The organism is Sporolactobacillus sp. THM19-2 (genome assembly GCF_004153195.1).
Classification (GTDB): Bacteria; Bacillota; Bacilli; order Bacillales; family Sporolactobacillaceae; genus Sporolactobacillus.
Genome location: NZ_SEMC01000013.1, coordinates 1 through 16,326, shown reverse-complemented (window position 1 = coordinate 16,326; position 16,326 = coordinate 1). Strand labels below are relative to the sequence as shown.

Annotated in this window: 15 protein-coding genes; 6 read left to right on the top strand and 9 right to left on the bottom strand. The window is 46.0% G+C overall.

All coding sequences use genetic code 11. The features are described 5' to 3' along the window. Positions 1-77 precede the first annotated feature (77 nt). The gene (locus EWH91_RS09940; RefSeq protein WP_129929895.1) at positions 78-1,007 is read right to left on the bottom strand and encodes an RluA family pseudouridine synthase; all 930 of its coding nucleotides are present in this window, start codon (positions 1,005-1,007) and stop codon (positions 78-80) included. 26 nt (positions 1,008-1,033) lie between these two features. Then, positions 1,034-1,876 (bottom strand): NAD kinase, encoded by an 843-nt coding sequence (locus EWH91_RS09935; protein WP_129929894.1) that lies wholly within the window; start codon positions 1,874-1,876, stop codon positions 1,034-1,036. A 166-nt stretch (positions 1,877-2,042) separates the two neighbouring features. On the opposite strand from EWH91_RS09935, the gene EWH91_RS09930 reads away from it, so the two are divergent. Both EWH91_RS09930 and EWH91_RS09925 read left to right on the top strand, forming a co-directional pair. After that, positions 2,043-2,639, top strand: coding sequence for a CYTH domain-containing protein (locus EWH91_RS09930; protein WP_129929893.1), 597 nt, complete (start codon positions 2,043-2,045; stop codon positions 2,637-2,639). Continuing rightward, positions 2,636-3,319 (top strand): lytic transglycosylase domain-containing protein, encoded by a 684-nt coding sequence (locus tag EWH91_RS09925; protein WP_240697329.1) that lies wholly within the window; start codon positions 2,636-2,638, stop codon positions 3,317-3,319. The genes EWH91_RS09930 and EWH91_RS09925 overlap by 4 nt, the downstream gene beginning before the upstream one ends. 104 nt (positions 3,320-3,423) lie before the next feature. Here the strand turns inward: EWH91_RS09925 and EWH91_RS09920 are convergent, their stop codons facing one another. Next, a complete protein-coding gene (locus tag EWH91_RS09920) occupies positions 3,424-5,118 on the bottom strand; it encodes a M3 family oligoendopeptidase (RefSeq protein WP_129929892.1) in 1,695 nt (564 codons plus the stop codon). 129 nt (positions 5,119-5,247) lie between these two features. After that, on the bottom strand, positions 5,248-6,489 hold the full coding sequence (locus EWH91_RS09915) for an MFS transporter (RefSeq protein ID WP_129929891.1): 1,242 nt from the start codon (positions 6,487-6,489) through the stop codon (positions 5,248-5,250). Between the two features lie 189 nt (positions 6,490-6,678). Here EWH91_RS09915 and EWH91_RS09910 point away from each other — a divergent pair, with 189 nt between their 5' ends. Continuing rightward, a complete protein-coding gene (locus EWH91_RS09910) occupies positions 6,679-7,557 on the top strand; it encodes a LysR family transcriptional regulator (protein ID WP_129929890.1) in 879 nt (292 codons plus the stop codon). An 85-nt stretch (positions 7,558-7,642) separates the two neighbouring features. Here the strand turns inward: EWH91_RS09910 and EWH91_RS09905 are convergent, their stop codons facing one another. Beyond that, on the bottom strand, positions 7,643-8,617 hold the full coding sequence (locus EWH91_RS09905) for a YitT family protein (RefSeq protein WP_240697328.1): 975 nt from the start codon (positions 8,615-8,617) through the stop codon (positions 7,643-7,645). A gap of 407 nt (positions 8,618-9,024) precedes the next feature. Here EWH91_RS09905 and EWH91_RS09900 point away from each other — a divergent pair, with 407 nt between their 5' ends. Both EWH91_RS09900 and EWH91_RS14485 read left to right on the top strand, forming a co-directional pair. Then, positions 9,025-9,927: a DsbA family protein gene (locus tag EWH91_RS09900; protein ID WP_129929888.1), complete on the top strand. Its 903-nt coding sequence runs from the start codon at positions 9,025-9,027 to the stop codon at positions 9,925-9,927. A 46-nt stretch (positions 9,928-9,973) separates the two neighbouring features. Next, entirely contained in the window at positions 9,974-10,141 is a 168-nt protein-coding gene (locus tag EWH91_RS14485; protein ID WP_165364300.1) for a hypothetical protein, read from the top strand. A 51-nt stretch (positions 10,142-10,192) separates the two neighbouring features. Here EWH91_RS14485 and pepF read toward each other — a convergent pair whose 3' ends face one another. The 3 genes from pepF to mecA all read right to left on the bottom strand — a co-directional run bounded on the left by pepF (position 10,193) and on the right by mecA (position 14,376). Beyond that, complete coding sequence (gene pepF / locus EWH91_RS09895) at positions 10,193-12,007, bottom strand: oligoendopeptidase F (protein ID WP_129929887.1); 1,815 nt, start codon at positions 12,005-12,007, stop codon at positions 10,193-10,195. An 86-nt stretch (positions 12,008-12,093) separates the two neighbouring features. Beyond that, positions 12,094-13,338 (bottom strand): competence protein CoiA, encoded by a 1,245-nt coding sequence (locus EWH91_RS09890; protein ID WP_129929886.1) that lies wholly within the window; start codon positions 13,336-13,338, stop codon positions 12,094-12,096. A 333-nt stretch (positions 13,339-13,671) separates the two neighbouring features. Continuing rightward, positions 13,672-14,376 carry an adaptor protein MecA gene (gene mecA / locus EWH91_RS09885; protein WP_129929885.1) on the bottom strand — a complete coding sequence of 235 codons (705 nt, stop codon included), beginning with the start codon at positions 14,374-14,376 and terminating at the stop codon, positions 13,672-13,674. Between the two features lie 286 nt (positions 14,377-14,662). On the opposite strand from mecA, the gene EWH91_RS09880 reads away from it, so the two are divergent. Further along, a complete protein-coding gene (locus tag EWH91_RS09880) occupies positions 14,663-15,343 on the top strand; it encodes a TerC family protein (protein ID WP_129929884.1) in 681 nt (226 codons plus the stop codon). Between the two features lie 448 nt (positions 15,344-15,791). Here EWH91_RS09880 and spxA read toward each other — a convergent pair whose 3' ends face one another. After that, positions 15,792-16,187, bottom strand: coding sequence for a transcriptional regulator SpxA (gene spxA, locus EWH91_RS09875; RefSeq protein WP_129929883.1), 396 nt, complete (start codon positions 16,185-16,187; stop codon positions 15,792-15,794). Between the last annotated feature and the right edge of the window lie 139 nt (positions 16,188-16,326).

Below are 16,326 nucleotides of genomic sequence, written 5' to 3'. Positions count from 1 at the left end.
TTTTCCTCTCGCGCTTCTGTCACAGGAAAGTAAAGATCATGTACGTGCAACCAGAGCTCAGCCGGCTCAGGTTTTCTTTATAATCTCTTCAAATCAAGAGTGAGATCTGTCAGTCTGGCCATATCTGCGGGAGGGGAAGCATGCAAATGAATGCTTTGTCCCGTAAAAGGATGGACGAAGGATAACTCAAAGCTGTGCAAGGCCTGGCGTTTAATCAAATTCATCGGTCCACCGTAAAGATCGTCACCGAGAAGCGGATGACCGATGGAGGAAAAATGAACACGAATCTGGTGCGTTCTGCCCGTCTCCAGCTGAATGACAAGCAGTGTCCGATCTTTGTACCTGTGAAGGACTTTAAAACGTGTTACTGATCTTCTTCCCAGAGACCAGTCCACACGTCGTTCAATGATGCTGCCCTCTTTTCGGCCAATCGGCATATCAAGGATTCCCTCATCCTCAGAAAGGACACCGGCAGCAAACGCCAGGTATCTCCGATGAATTTCCTTCTTCTTCTGCATGCGAAAAAACTTCTCGTGACTGAACCGGTTTTTGGCAACCAGCATAAGCCCTGAAGTATTTCGGTCCAGACGATTGACAATATGTACGGTTGAAGCCAGCTTCTCTTTTCTGAAGTAAGCAAGCAGGCCATTCGCCACTGTTCCGGAAGGATATTGATGTGAGGGGATGACGGCCATGTTCGGCGGTTTATTAACAATCACCAGATCATCATCTTCATACGCGATATCAAGTGGCACAGGTTCACTTTTCAGAAAATCGCTGGGTTCCTCAGGCGGAAAGATCACTTTCAGTACTTCCCCGCGCTTGAGTACATGCCTGACCGTACACACCCTGCCGTCAATTAACAAAAACCCGCCTTTATACTTAATGGCGGACAGCGCGCGTCTGGAGACATGCAGTTCTTTACGTAAATAATCACGCAGAGTCATTCCTTCGTGCGCTCTGCTGATTTTCTGTTCGATACGATAACAGTAGTTGTCCTTGTTCATTGTTGAATCAGCCCGTTTCACATCCTTTAACCAATAAATGAGTCCCGGACACGTCGCCAGAACGGGAAGGGGCGAAATCTGGCGAACCGGATCATCTCGTCAGCCACGCTGAATTCAATTCTCCTGACATTATCATGCTCGCTGGATAAATGATCAATGGTGAGATTAAAGCGCTGTTCGCCTACCGGCTCCACCTGACACTGATGATGTCTGGGAAGGATAAGCGGAGAGCCAATCGTCCGGTAGACTCTGTTATTAATGGACGCAATTTCTGCCAGTTGTATCGAAGCAAGTGACGGATGAATAATGGCTCCTGACAGGCCCTTATTATAAGCAGTGGAACCGGTGGGTGTCGAAAAACACAACCCGTCTCCTCTGAAACTTTCAAATTTCTCACCCCTGATCAACACATCGGCGACAAGAAGTCCATCATAGGCCCGTACCGTGCATTCATTCAATGCCAGCCAGGAGTTATCTGGAGATCCATTCAGATAGCTGATATTGATGCGCAAGAGCGGGTACTGGACAATGCTGCAACGATCTCTGGCAATAGATATGACTAATTTTTCCACTTCATCTGAAGTCCAGTCCGCATAAAAGCCCAGATGACCCGTATGCACACCGACAAATGTCGTGCTTGACAAGCTGTGCACATAACGATGAAAAGCCTGAAGCAGTGTACCGTCCCCTCCCACTGAAATGACGATATCCGGATGCTTATCATTGTATGTCAAACCAAAATCCGTCAGATAATGGCTGATTCGTTCCTTGAGTGTATTTGAAAAATCGTCCCCTCTGGTTTCAACCGCGAATGCCTTTAAACTTCCTGCCGGCAGGCCATCAGCAATTGTTGCATGCTTGTCATTCATCCGCGTCGAACCTCCTCACTGATCCGTTTCATCTTTTAGCTCACGTAACTCTCCGGGAAAAATCCATATTGTTTCTTATCACTCATTATGTCATAATTTAATCAAAAGTACGAGTGAATACCTATCCTCCATAATAAATCATAAAAAGTACAGGTGTTTTTCGGATATGTCTCATGAATTGGAAATTGAATTTAAAAATATGCTGACGGAATCAGAATTTAAGCAATTGTGCCGGTTATTTGATCTGAATGAGTCCTCTTTTTTCAAACAGATCAATGATTATTTTGACACGCCTACTTTTGGTCTGCGCAATAAAAAATCAGCTCTTCGGATCAGACATCTAAACGGACAACATGATTTTACTCTGAAGCAGCCATATAACGGGAATACACTTGAAACACACCAGGCGCTCAGCAAAGAAGAAAGTGATAAACTGATCCAACTCGGGATCATGCCCGCGGGAACGATTGAGCAGGCGATCTCCGGAAGTGGCGTAAACGTCGATCAGCTCGTACATATAGGGGAATTAATGACGCTTCGCAGCGAATTTCCTTATCAGAAAGGTACACTTTTTCTTGATCACAGTTATTATTTGAATCATGAAGATTTTGAGCTGGAATATGAAGCAGAAGATGATGCAGAAGGCCGTCAGATTTTCTCAAAACTGCTGAAAAAGGCTTCTATCCCTTTAAGGCCTTCAAAAAATAAAATTTTGCGCCTTTATGAAGCCATTCTTGAAGCGAAGGGAAAGGATCAGAATTGAGTATGGAGTCAGCTGAACTATACAGAGTCATGGCAATGCACATGATGAACAGCAGCAGCCCGCTGCTGTTTCAAAACGGATCAGATGCCGAAAATAAATCAGACAGCCTGTTCTCTGATTTATTAAATGTCCTTCTGATTTCAATTCAGAAAAATTCGGCAGAAACAGGCGATCTGAACGGAAGTGTCACACCATACTCCGCCAGCCAAAACACAACCGATGATGCACTCTGGCAGTCGATGGCGCAGGCATTACCTCCGCTGGATTTACGCCCGGTTCATCATCCGGGTAAACAGCCGGTCGCGGAGCCGGGCGGGTACGACGGATTGATCCGACGTGCAGGTGAGAAATACGCTGTTGATCCCCGGTTGATTCAATCGATTATCTCTGCTGAATCCGGGGGCAATCCATCGGCGGTCAGCTCATCGGGGGCGCTCGGTCTGATGCAGCTGATGCCCGATACAGCCCGGTCCATGGGGGTAACTGATGCCATGGATCCGGCTGAAAATATTGACGGGGGAACAAAATATTTCCGGCAGTTACTGGATCAATACAACGGCCGGGCTGACCTGGCCCTTGCCGCGTATAATGCAGGTTCAGGGAATGTGGATAAATATGCCGGGATCCCCCCGTTCCCTGAAACGCAGGCTTATGTCCGGCGTGTACTTGCCCAAGTCTGAATGATGAGAAACCATCTCTTTTATAAGATAAAAAGCAGCGGCCGGCCATCCGGTTCTGCTGCTTTTTATCATATCGGAGGATGGCATCTCCCCCGAAAGATATTTCACAATTTCCTGTCGTCCACCTGATCCAGCCATGAAGCTACAGCTGACAGGGTGGATTCTACGCAACCTTTTTCGAAGGGAGAAACCAGTCCCGCCGTTCGGACAAGATCAAGAAAGGACTGACTTCCTCCCTGTCTGCACAGGTGAAGATAATCTTTCCACGCCGAATGATAGTCCTCCTGAGATTTCTTCCAGAACTCAAACGCACAGACCTGCGCCAGCGTATAATCGATATAATAAAACGGATCTTCATAGATATGAGACTGACGCTGCCAGAAGCCCCCGCGTTCCAGATAATCAAAACCATCGTAATTCCGATGCGGGAGATATTTCTTTTCAATCTTTTTCCAGGCCAGCTTTCTCTCAGCCGGGGTCATCTCAGGATGTTCATACACAACATGCTGGAATTCATCGACACTCACACCATAGGGCAGGAAGAGAAGGGCTTCACTCAGATGAGCAAATTTGCGTTTTTCCGTGTCCTCTTTGAAGAACAGCTTCATCCATGGCCAGGTGAAGAATTCCATGCTCATTGAATGGATCTCCGCCCCTTCATAAGTCGGCCAGCGATATTCAGGAATATCTGAATGTGTGGTATAAACCTGGAAAGCATGTCCGGCTTCATGCGTCAGGACATCAATGTCGCCGGCCGTTCCATTAAAGTTGGAAAAGATAAACGGGGATTGATAATCGAATATATAGGTACAGTACCCTCCCCCTGCTTTGCCCTTTGTTGCCATCAGATCCATCAGATGATGATCCTGCATAAAATGAAAAAACTGATCTGTCTCCGGAGAAAGTTCATGATACATCTGTTCTCCGTTTTTCAAAATCCACTCGGCATTTCCCTTCGGCTTTGCGTTACCGGTTTTAAATGTGAACGGCTCATCGTAGATATACAGTTTATCGGTACCGATCCGTTTCCGCTGTCGTTCATACAGTTTATTCGCCGCCGGTACGACATATTTCCTGATTGACTCACGGTAATCGGCCACCATCGCTTTATCATAACCGATGCGTGACATACGATAATAACTGAGGTCGGCATAATTGGCAAAACCGAGTTTATGGGCGATTTCCGTCCGGATTTTTACCAGCCGGTCATAAATCTCATCAAATTCTTCCTCATGTTCGGCAAAATATCCGAATCGCGCTTCTGATGCGGCCTTTCGCGTTGCACGGTCCTCCGACTCCATAAAGGGTCCAAGCTGGGCAAGTGTGCGCTCTTCACCTTCAAACGGAATTTTTGCAGCGGCAACCCGTCTGGTATATTTGGAGGCCCACTTATTTTCCTGCTGCATTAATGGAATAATCTCAGGAGAAAATGATTTCAGCTGAGCCTCCGCTAATGCAAAAAGCTGTTTGCCCCATTTTTCTTCGAGTTCCCCGCGAAAGGGCGAATCCATTAACAATTTGTAATACTCAGTCGTCTTTCCCTCGAAAATCGGCATGGTCTCATCCATGAAGTCGTTTTCCCTTTTATAAAAACGATCCTCCGTGTTCACGGTATGTCTGATTTCCACCAGGTTAAATAGTGAATCCAGATGTTTGCGCAAATCATTAATCCGGTCTGCTGCTTTTTCCGCCTCCTCAGCAGAAGCTGCAGACTGAAATGACTTGAATGCAGCGGCAAATTGCTTATTCACTGCTTCCACGTCCGGACGTTCATATTTGTATTCTTCAAATACAGCCAATCCCGGCACCCCTTTTCTTCACTTGCAGGCTGAAGGTATTCCGTCCTTATTATATCAGAGGCTGAATCCTTTTCTACTTTTGGTAAAATCTGACTATAAAAGCCCGGGTCCTGGGCTTTGCTGGTATTTTCAGATATGTTGCCCTGCCACCTTATGCGGCCGATGATGTCTGACGTGTATTCCCCCTCTGAGGACCATTCTGCGGACAATCATCGTCAGGATCATCCCCGTGACACAGATAAAGCTGACTGAAAACACCACGCCTGCCCAGCCGAAATACTGGAGAAACAGTCCGCCAATTGACCCCACTACGCTCGATCCGACATAATAAAAGAGCAGGTAAAGGGATGAGGACTGTGCCTTTTCACGCCGGTTGGCAAGAATACCGACCCAGCTGCTGGCAACAGAATGGCCGCCAAAGAAACCAAATGTCAAGAAAGCAAGCCCTGTAATCTTCAGCACCAGAGAGTCGGCCATCGTCACGATAAGGCCAAAAATCATCAGAAAGAGGCTGAAGGCAATGACGCCTGAACGGCTGGTGTGGTCTGACAGTTTCCCCATCCAGGTCGAACTGAATGTTCCGACCAGGAAGATCATAAAGATAAAGCCGACAACCGTCTGACTCAGGTTATAAGGAGGCGCCATAAGTGGAATGGCAATATAGTTATACACCGTCACAAATCCGCCCATTAATATAAAACCGATCAGATACAAAAGGACCAGGGGAGGTGTTTCAATGTTCTCAATGAATCCGGCTGTCGTCCGCTTCAGCGAAACTTTTTTCGCATCAAAATGCCTTGACTTCGGCAGAAGATATAAAAACAGAGTACACATCACCAGGGTCAGCAGGCCAAGCAGCCTAATTGCCACCTGCCATGAAAAGACATCGCTCAAAGAACCGACAATCAGTCGTCCGCTCAGACCACCCAGGCTGTTTCCGCTGACATAAATGCCGATCACATAACCCAGAACTTTTTTATCAAATTCTTCATTAACGTAAGCCATCGCGATCGACGGGTAACCGGCCAGAAGCGCGCCCTGGATAAAACGAACCGTGATCAGAAACGGCAGAGAATCGATAAATCCGACCAGAATGGAAAGGCATGCTGAAGATATTAATGCCGCGGCCATCATTTTTTTCCGGTCAAACAGACCTGAGGTGAAGGAGACAAAGAGCAGCGAGACGGCGATCGCACCGGTTGCTGCCGATAAGGTCAGGCTGGCCATGGCCGGCGGCACCTGGAACTGTTTTGAAATGACGGCGATCACCGGCTGCGTACTGTATAAATTTGCGAACATAATAAAACTGCCCAGGAACAGGGCAATCAATGTTTTCTTAAATTCCCTGTTCCCCGGCGAAAGATAATCCATGTTAAGGTCCATCCTTTCTGTCTCTGTTGGTAAACTTCATACTATGCTAAAGCACTGATGATGTCTAATATATAAATTGAATGAAATTCATGCACCAGGTTCATCATATTGTGGTAATCTATTAAATGAGGGGACAGCGGTTCCATCTGATTCAGGCACCCATCCCTGTAAAAGAGGAGGGGGTTGAACATGGAGTGGCAGCAGATCGAATACTTTCAAAAGGTCGCGGAACTGCAGCACATGACCCAGGCGGCCGAGGCGTTGTCCATTTCGCAGCCTGCACTAAGCAGATCCATCGCCCGCCTGGAAGAAGAACTGGGCGTCAGCCTGTTTGAACGACAGGGACGCCGCATTATCCTCAATCAGTACGGGAAACTGTTTCTGGTTCATGTGAACCGTATTCTAAAGGAATTCAAAGATACCAGGCAGGAGATAAAATATCTCCTCGATCCGGAGCATGGTGAAGTTTCCCTCGGCTTTCTCCACACACTGGGCGTGAATATTCTTCCTGACATCCTGAGCGGATTTCAAAAACTGCACCCGGGAACAAAAATCAAACTGTATCAAAATAATAATGTCTCCCTGCTCAAACAACTGCAGGCCGGTGAAATTGATCTTTGTCTGGTCCATCACTCCAATGAGGACCCGCATATCCAGTGGGAAAAATTGTGGGAGGAAGAACTGTTTCTGATGGTCCCCGCCACCCATCCGCTGGCAGATAAAAAATCGATCACACTGGATGAGGTCAAAGATGACCCGATTATTTCCATGAAAAAAGGGTTTGAACTGCGAAAAATTGCTGATAAACTATGCCATAAAGCCAGCTTTATACCGAATATTGCGTTTGAAGGAGAAGAAGTCACCACACTTCTGGGGCTGGTTGCTTCCGGGCTTGGCGTCGCGCTGCTTCCCGATCAGAAGGACATCGACGAAAACAAAGTAAAAAAAATCCATGTCAGATGGCCGGGATGTACACGACAGATCGGACTTTCATGGTATGAATCAAGAACTCTTTCACCCGCCTCGAAGTCTTTTATGAAATATATCTTCACGCACTATCGGAACTGAGGATGAAAAAAGACGTCCAGTCCAGGACGTCTTTTTTTTTAAGACATATAATGATTCGGGAAGAATTGCAGAGCAGGCTATAGAATTATTTAGTCTGGAAGGGGAAAATCCGGTGAAAAGCGTGCACAGGCTCAAATGCGCCGGATTTTATCCCTTTATCCTCCCTGTGTTTCTGCGCCTGTATGGCTTTCTGCTGCTCTTCAGTATGAAAAACACCAATAATCTTATTCGTCTCAAGAATATCGGTAAAAGCCTCCGGATCTGTCCGCTTAATCAACTGCTCCATTTGATAAAGCTCATAATGACTGATGACCACCAGAATGGAGGTATTACCTGACCCCGTAAATCCGCCGTACGACGGAATGACCGTCATCCCGCGGTCAAACCGGTCACGAATCGCCTGAATCACTGCATCTTTTTTGTGAGTCACAATGATCACGGTCAGTTTCTGATATTTTGTATGAATCAGGTCAATCACATAGCTGTTTACAAATCTGGATATCAGCGTGTACAGTGCATATTGCCATTCATAGACCGCGCCGGCAATGATAATAATCAGTCCGTTCAGGATCAGAAAATATTTTCCCGAAGCTGCGTTTCTGTTTTTCCTTGTCAGATAAACGGCAATAATATCAAGTCCGCCGGTTGAAATACCAAATTTCAGTGCCAGACCGACGCCGACCGCTGAGATCATTCCGCCGAATATCGCATTAAGCAGGATATCGTCTGAAAGCGGATATACAGGTATGACGGTCAGAAATAAAGAGGTCAGTAAAACTGTGATAAAGCTGAAAAAGGTGAAACTCTTCCCGACTTTTTTCCAGCCCAGCCATGCAACCGGCAGGTTTAACGCTAAAATCAGCAGCCCGATGGGGAGATGAATCCCGAAACCGTCCCGCATGATATCAATCATCAGCTGCGCCGCGCCGTTAATGCCCGCCGCGTAGACCTGAGCGGGAATCAGGAACAGATTCATACTCATTGCACACAAAAAAGCAGCGATCAATGATATCCCTGTTTTTATCAAAAAGTCCCCAACATGATCTATCTTCAATCCCATACCTTCCTTAAACATCTTTTAACCGGTCGCCCGGGTCTCAAATTATAACACTTTTCCAGTGCCTTTCAACCCTTTTTGATAAGGTGACTGGTTAAAGAGTCCCATGTCCTTTGTCTCTTCTTGTGATTTCGGGGTAAACTAAAAGAGCAGGGTATCCGGCAGGATCAGGAGCAAAGCAGAGAGCCCTCCTTCAGTCCTCAATAGTTGCCCCGGGACATGGACTCTTGTTACAATATAGAAAGCCTGAAGATCAGTGAGCCGGACCATTCGGGTACTTTTTCCCATAAGATCAATGGCCCACAGGATCTGTCAGCAAAAAAGATTTATGCAAAAAGGCAGGTTGGCTTGACTAAAAATGAATACAAACAGGATGCACGCGTTAAAAATGATTCGAGAGGTGACATCCGATGAGATTACACAAAAACCGATCATTTTGTGAAGGGTCACCCGGAAACATGACTTGTTCCAGCGGTATTCATTCAGATAAACATGATCCATGTATTGAGATTCTGGAATTTATCGATCCTCTATGCCCCGAGTGCTGGGGCCTGGAGCCGGCAATGAAAAAGTTCATTTTAGAATATCATGATTATTTTAAACTACGTGCGGTACTGACAACGAAACATGACACGGCAAATCAATATCAGTTTTCACAGGTAAAAAAAATGGCTGAATCATGGGATAAATGTGCCCACATGACGGGTATGTGCTGTGACAGTAATGTATGGCTTGAAAACCCGCCGTCACCCTACGCTATCGCTATAGCCATTAAAGCTGCGGAATTTCAGGGTTCTACGGCCGGAAATCGTTTCCTGCGCAGAATCCGCGAGCAGGTCTTTCTTGAAAAAAAGGGATTGAACAGGTTTGAAGAACTGCAGGATGTCGCCAGACTCGCTAAGCTGAATGTGGAAGAGTTTTCCAACGACTTTCACTCCTGCCGTTCAATTAAAGCCCTTCAGGCGGACCGGCGCCTCGCAAATGAGATGTCCATTACTGAGCTTCCTGCACTCCTCTTTACCAATCTCTGCACTGATGATGAAGCCATTAAAATAAGCGGACAGTATGATTATGACGTCTATGTCCAGATCCTGGAAGATCTGCTCGGCTACACACCGAATCCCGCCCCACACCCGCCGCTGTCAGAGTATTTCAGACTACAGCTCTATCTCACAACCCCGGAAGTCGCTGTTGTCTATGACTGGAGTGAGGAGAAAGCATTGAAAGAACTGCGAAAAATGCAGCTCCTTCAGATTATTGAACCCGTCACAATTAAAAGCGGTGAATACTGGAGGTATATTACAAACGGATAAGACGTAAGCTTGTTTTAATAAAAGCATATACGTCGGAGGGATTCACATGCGCTATACTGCTGTATTCGTCCTCATCCTGATCCTCGGTTTCTGCTTTTATCACTATTTACTGGGACTTCTGCACCTTGAATCATTAATTCTGACAGGCGGTTTATTCTTTCTGTTCCTGTTTCTTTTTATCAGACTCATCACGTGGAAACAAAAGAATGAATAAGGGTTTAAAAAAAGATCCGAATAACACGGATCTTTTTTACATGTTCATGTATCATTGAAACATTAATGATTCTGTTTCATCAAGAACTTTTGCGAAGTGATCCATGGCCTGCTGAATGGGCCGGGGATCTGTCATATCTACTCCCGCTTTTTTCAAGACTTCAATCGGGTAATCAGAACTTCCCGACTTCAGATAATCCTTATACCGTGACACCGCAGGGGCGCCTTCATTCAGGATCTGACTGGAAAGCGCTGAAGCGGCACTGTATCCCGTGGCGTACTGGTATACGTAGTAATTATAGTAAAAATGAGGGATTCTTGCCCACTCGAGTCCGATCTGTTTATCAACCGTGATACCTGAACCAAAATAAGTTTTATTCAGATCATAATATTGGTTTGTCAGAAAATCTGCGGTTAACGCGACCCCTTCGCGCGCTTTCTCATGAATCAAGTGTTCAAACTCCGCAAACATCGTCTGCCGGAACACGGTGGCCTTAAATCCCTCCAGCTGATGATTCAGCAGAAAGAGTTTCTTCTTTTTATCCTCCGTGTGATGGAGCAGGTAATAATTAAGCAGTGCCTCATTACATGTTGAAGCCACCTCTGCAACAAAAATCGAATAATCCGAATAAGGGTATGGCTGATTCGTCCGGGAATAATAACTGTGCATGGAGTGCCCAAGTTCATGGGCAAGCGTGAAGACACTGTTCAAATTGTCCTGCCAGTTAAGCAGAATGTAAGGCATTGTCCCGTAGCTTCCCCCTGAATAGCCTCCGCTTCTTTTATTTTGTGTTTCACGGACGTCGATCCAGCGTTTTTTAAAGCCGTCCCTGATGACATCCAGATAATCCTCGCCAAGAGGAGCAAGACCTTTTAGAACGATATCCTGAGCTTCATCGTAGGTCACTTTGATCTTCACATCCGGAACAAGCGGTGCATATAGATCGTACATATGGAGCTCATCAAGTTTCAGCGCTTTTTTCCGCAGAGCGACATAGCGGTACATCAGAGGCAGATTTTTATGGACGACAGCGATTAAATTATCATATACCTTTTCAGGAATGTTGTTACTGAACAGGGCAGCCTCCCTTGCTGTTCTGTAGTGTCTCGCCTGAGCATAGAAATTATCTCTTTTGATCTGTCCGCTGAGTGTCGACGCGAGCGTATTTTTAAAAGACCCATACGTCTGGTAGATGCCTTCAAATGTATCTTTTCTCACCCTGCGGTTATCACTTTCCATAAACCGTCCGTATCGACCATGGGTAATTTCTGTCTCATTACCCTTTTCATCCTTAATTTTCGGGAATTTCAGATCCGCATTATTCAGCATTCCAAACGTCGTTGATGAGGCATCTGCGACATCACCGGCTGCTGCCAGTAAGGCTTCTTTTTCCGCGTCGAGAACATGCGGACGGGTGCGTGTAATTTCCTCAATGGCATGTTTATAAAGCTGCAAATCCTTATTTGTCGCGATAAATTCTTTCAGTTTTTCCGGATTAATAGCTAATATTTCCGGGACGATAAAAGCCAGACGACTTCCGGCAACCGTGGCAAGATTTCCGGCACGGTCATGGAGTGCCTGAAAGGTCGGGTTTGCAGTGTCTTCATCGTTTTTCATATGCGCGTAGACGTAAACTTTATATAATAATTCAGTCAGTTCATCCTGCTTTTTCAACAGGGCAAACAGGTTTGCTGAAGACTGGCCGGCTTTCCCCTTATAGGACTCGACTTCCCCAATCAACTCTTTTACTTTGCTGAAAGCAGCTTCCCATGCCTCAATATTGGGATAAATAGCTTCCAGATCCCATTTTTCTTTAATGGGTACGTCCTCTCTTTTCGGGAGTTCTGTTGTACTTTGACTGGCCATGTCGGCACCTCCATTGCACTTATCCTCATCAGGTATTTCTTTTATCGTACTCCATTTTTATCCAGTCCGTAAAGTGATTCACGGATTTACGGCACAGGTGAAGGATCAGGCCGTTCAGAAAGAGCTTTCAGGACGGCGGCATCTCTCTGAAGGAGCCTGTCCATATCATGCGCAACATGGATCGCTTCATCCTTCAGCTGATATGCCCCCTCCTTCTCCCTTACTGCGTTGAGAAAAACAAGCTGATTCAGATACGTTTTTATTATTGTTTTTAAAGAAATTTGCGGACATAACGGCAGTTGTCTCCTTCTTAAGAAACACTTAACTTTTTCTCCTCCGGATCTGTGGATCAGGTATTCCGGTGTGACCCATAGCCTGCGGTTTCCGCTCATGATCAGATAGATCCACATTTGCCACAGATGGGGCGGCGAAGAGAGATGGACATAATGTTCATGTGGAATGCCGACGAAGGCCGGAAAATAAGCATAATTGCTCCTCATCTGATAAGCCAGCACACGCAATAACATTTCTGACTCCGTCGTATGTGCCGATACATGGAGTCGCTGTCTTCTTTTATAATGCACCCATTTTTCCATAAAAGAAGAAGGATGAAAAGGCAGCACCGGCCTGATCAGATGGAAAGGTCTGATCTGCTGTAAGGGCATATACATTTCCTCGGAAATAAATTGTGTTTTTGATATGGAATGAATATGCCCGGAAAAACAGAGCAGCTTTTCTGAAGGAAAATAATAGCAGACGAAATAGGATGAAACAAAGGGATGACCGTCTTGTCTGTTATAAGCCATGGTCAGTGGCTCAAAGCCCGACAGCGACAGATAACTGCCCTTTTTCTTTTTACGACAGCCGCCCATGATCCAGACCGGGCGAATGCCGAGTTGCCGGTAGCCGGCTGTTCTATCCGACAGGGTTGTTTCCGTGATGGAACTGCATTGATACTCAATCGCTTCAGGCTGAATACCCGGGAGAAAAATGTCCGGACGCTGGCGGATCTCCTTCAGATAGTATTCCAGTTCCGCCTGATGTCCATTATCCCTTGTCCACTTAAATAAATCAGATTTTCCTGTCAGATGTATCTCGGACTCCGGTTCTGACTCCACAATACACTGATCTTTCGCGTAGTGGGAAAAATGCCATTTTTTCTGCAGGCCTAATTTCAGGCGTACAGGGGAACCACATACCGGGCAGCTAAAATTTTCTCGGTCACGCATCATCATTAATTCCCGGCGTGAGAGGCTGGAAGAAACAAGGGACAGTACCTGTCCATTATCCCGAAGCGCGACAAGCATAGCCTCACTCTTTCCACTGATCATTATCAGGTGTCCTGTTCAATAGCAACGACTGGCTCGAAATGGCACAGATTCATGAAATAAGACTGCAGACCGGAGACGGGCGGGGCTTGCGGAGAACAGGGGACAGCTCGAGCGGATCCGTATGACTGAACAGAAACATCCTGATCATAAAAAATTCGACAGGAAGTCTTTTCGATCCTGCCGAACGGCCTGAAAATTTATTCCACGAACGGGCAGTATCCCCTCAGGGTCATGAGGATAAACGAACATGCCCGGAACCGCCCGCAGCGACCGGTGGGTTCAGAGAACAATCAGGGGGAGATGAAGAAGACCCGCACCGTTTGAAGTTTCACTTTATTTCAATAAGGAAAAATGTTTTTTTATCACCTGGAGCGCAGATTGACTGATCAATTTTTTGCCATACTCCTCAAGCATGGCTGCCGTCAGGTTACTCTCAAGTCCATATTCCAGAATCCGGCTCAGATCATCATCCTGCTCTTCTTCCGGAAGCTGATCAGAAAATGTCACATTTAGAAAGTACTTTCCCTGATAAACATAGAGATCCATGTCCGTCCCCGGATGGGGCTTAAAAGCATGACTGAGTGAAATCATATCTTCAAATTCTTTAAAGTTAAACACAAACGACAGATCTTCCGAATCATCTTCTGAAAGATGTTCTTTACCTTCACCGTTCACCGGTATATGTTCCTGTCTGGCAGCAGAATGCTTATCTGTCAGCTGATCGATCTTTTCAGTCTGATCTTTTTCATGGCTGTTGCCGGCAGGCTCAGGCAGTTGAGGAGTGAGTCCTTTTTTCATAATCTGCGCGCGGGTCACAATGATCTCCATGCCCTTCTCTAATGCCTGTACCTGTATCCACAGAGGTCCCTCGAGAGAAAAAGATTCCTGACTGTGTGCCTCATCCATCATTTGCCAGAACAGTTCTTCACTTCTTTCCCTGTTATACCAGATTTCCTCACGATCAAATCCGCGATCTTCAATATCCAGATAGCTGATATAAAATTTCAGGGTATTTTCATTAATTCTTTCTATTTTCATCGCTATCTCTCCCTTCTCAATTCAATGGCATGGGGAGTGACTATCTTCAATGAGACAACTTCCTTCTTGTACTTTCATTGTATGATAAATCAGTAACGATTGAAATAGAAAACACATGGTCTGATGCATTTTCCACATTTGCCCGAAAAGTGCTGCACATGCTTCATCCTATTTCCCTTCTCAGTGAAATATGTCATCAGATATATGCGTGCCCTATGACGCCACTGGCATGATCAGGGACAAGTGTGCATAGGCTGGAATGAATGGAAGAAAGGAGTATTGATTCATGCCCTTTGAGCCTGATGTTCTGCTGTTTATTATGAAGATCATCTTCATTGATATCATACTCGGAGGCGATAATGCGATCGTGATTGCACTCGCCTGCCGGAAACTCCCTGAGAAGCAGCGCAATAAAGCCATTCTTATCGGAACCGGTCTTGCTGTCCTCGTTCGAATCAGCCTGACGGCAATCATTGTTTCATTACTTAGCATTCCTTACCTTCTGTTTATCGGCGGCCTCTTTCTGATTATGATTGCTTTCCGCCTGATCACAAGCAAAGAGGAGAAACATCATATTACAGCCGGGCCCTCCCTCTTCGGAGCCGTACGTACGATTGTCATCGCTGATGTCGTTATGGGACTTGATAATATGCTGGCCATCGCCGGGGCTGCCAGAGGCCATATTGGCTATATTGCCATCGGATTAATCATTTCGGTTCCGATTATTATCTGGGGCAGTAAGCTTATTCTGACCGCAATGGAGAAACTCCCGATCCTGATATACGGCGGCGGTGCCGTCCTGGTTTATACAGCATCAGAAATGATACTCAGCGAACCCAAACTCGAACACGTGGTTGCGCTCTTACCTCATGCAGCACATCTTCTCCCGGTCATTCTGATTTTGCTTGTCATCTTTTGTGGCTGGATGTTCAATAGAAAATCTACCGGTTTCACGACTGGAAGATGAAGAGGTAAAAATAGCTCAGTTAAACCCGTCCGTTTTTTCGCACCAGGTACCCGCTGCCCTCAAGAGTGTGAGCCTCCCCGCCCGATATCCTCGCTCCCGGGTTTCCGGATCCCGCGGAAGTTTTGCCCTTCCACTCAGGTTTCATAAGGTCATAATAGAGTCTTAAAGATAAAGTGAAACTTCAATCAGTGAAGGTTTTTCGGGCGCACAGGACGTGCTCGTGCAGGCGTTACGTCAGGGCGCCCTCATTTTTTGTCTGCGCCCATCCCTTACTGATTGTTCGCTGAACCCATCGGGATCTCCGGGCAGTGATCCCCCGCCCGGGACAGTTCGTTTCCCCTCATGGCCCTAAGGAACCGCCCATTCATGCGAGATAAACAAACAGGGCAACCATTCAATTAGAGTGGTTGCCCTGTTTATGACCTTAATCTGTATGCAGACAATAGAATCAGTTGACGAGACGCTGCGCTTCATGTAACTGGAATGTACGTACCTTACGCGGCAAGAAGCGGCGAATTTCGTCATCATTGTAACCAACCTGGAGTCGTTTATCATCAAGCATAATCGGGCGACGCAGCAATCCCGGATTATCTCTAATCAACTCAAACAGGTCCTGAATAGACATAGTATCAAGGTTTATGTTCAATTCCTGGAATGCTTTCGAACGTGTTGAAATAATCTCATCTGTTCCATCTTCGGTCATTCGAAGTATTTCCTTAATTTCTTCAATCGATAGAGGTTCGGAAAAAATATTCCTCTCCTTGAATGGGATGTCGTGGGCTTTCAACCATGCTTTTGCTTTTCTGCACGATGTGCAGCTTGGAGATGTATATAGTGTAACCATATCTATTTTACCCTCCTCGTATATTAGTAGTAAGAGCTCAATCCAAGAGAATTTCCAGTTGGATCCGGATACCTGGAATGACTCCTGGATTCCTATAGGATTTGTTTCAAAGCCTTTCGGCTTCCCTGTCCATTTAAGA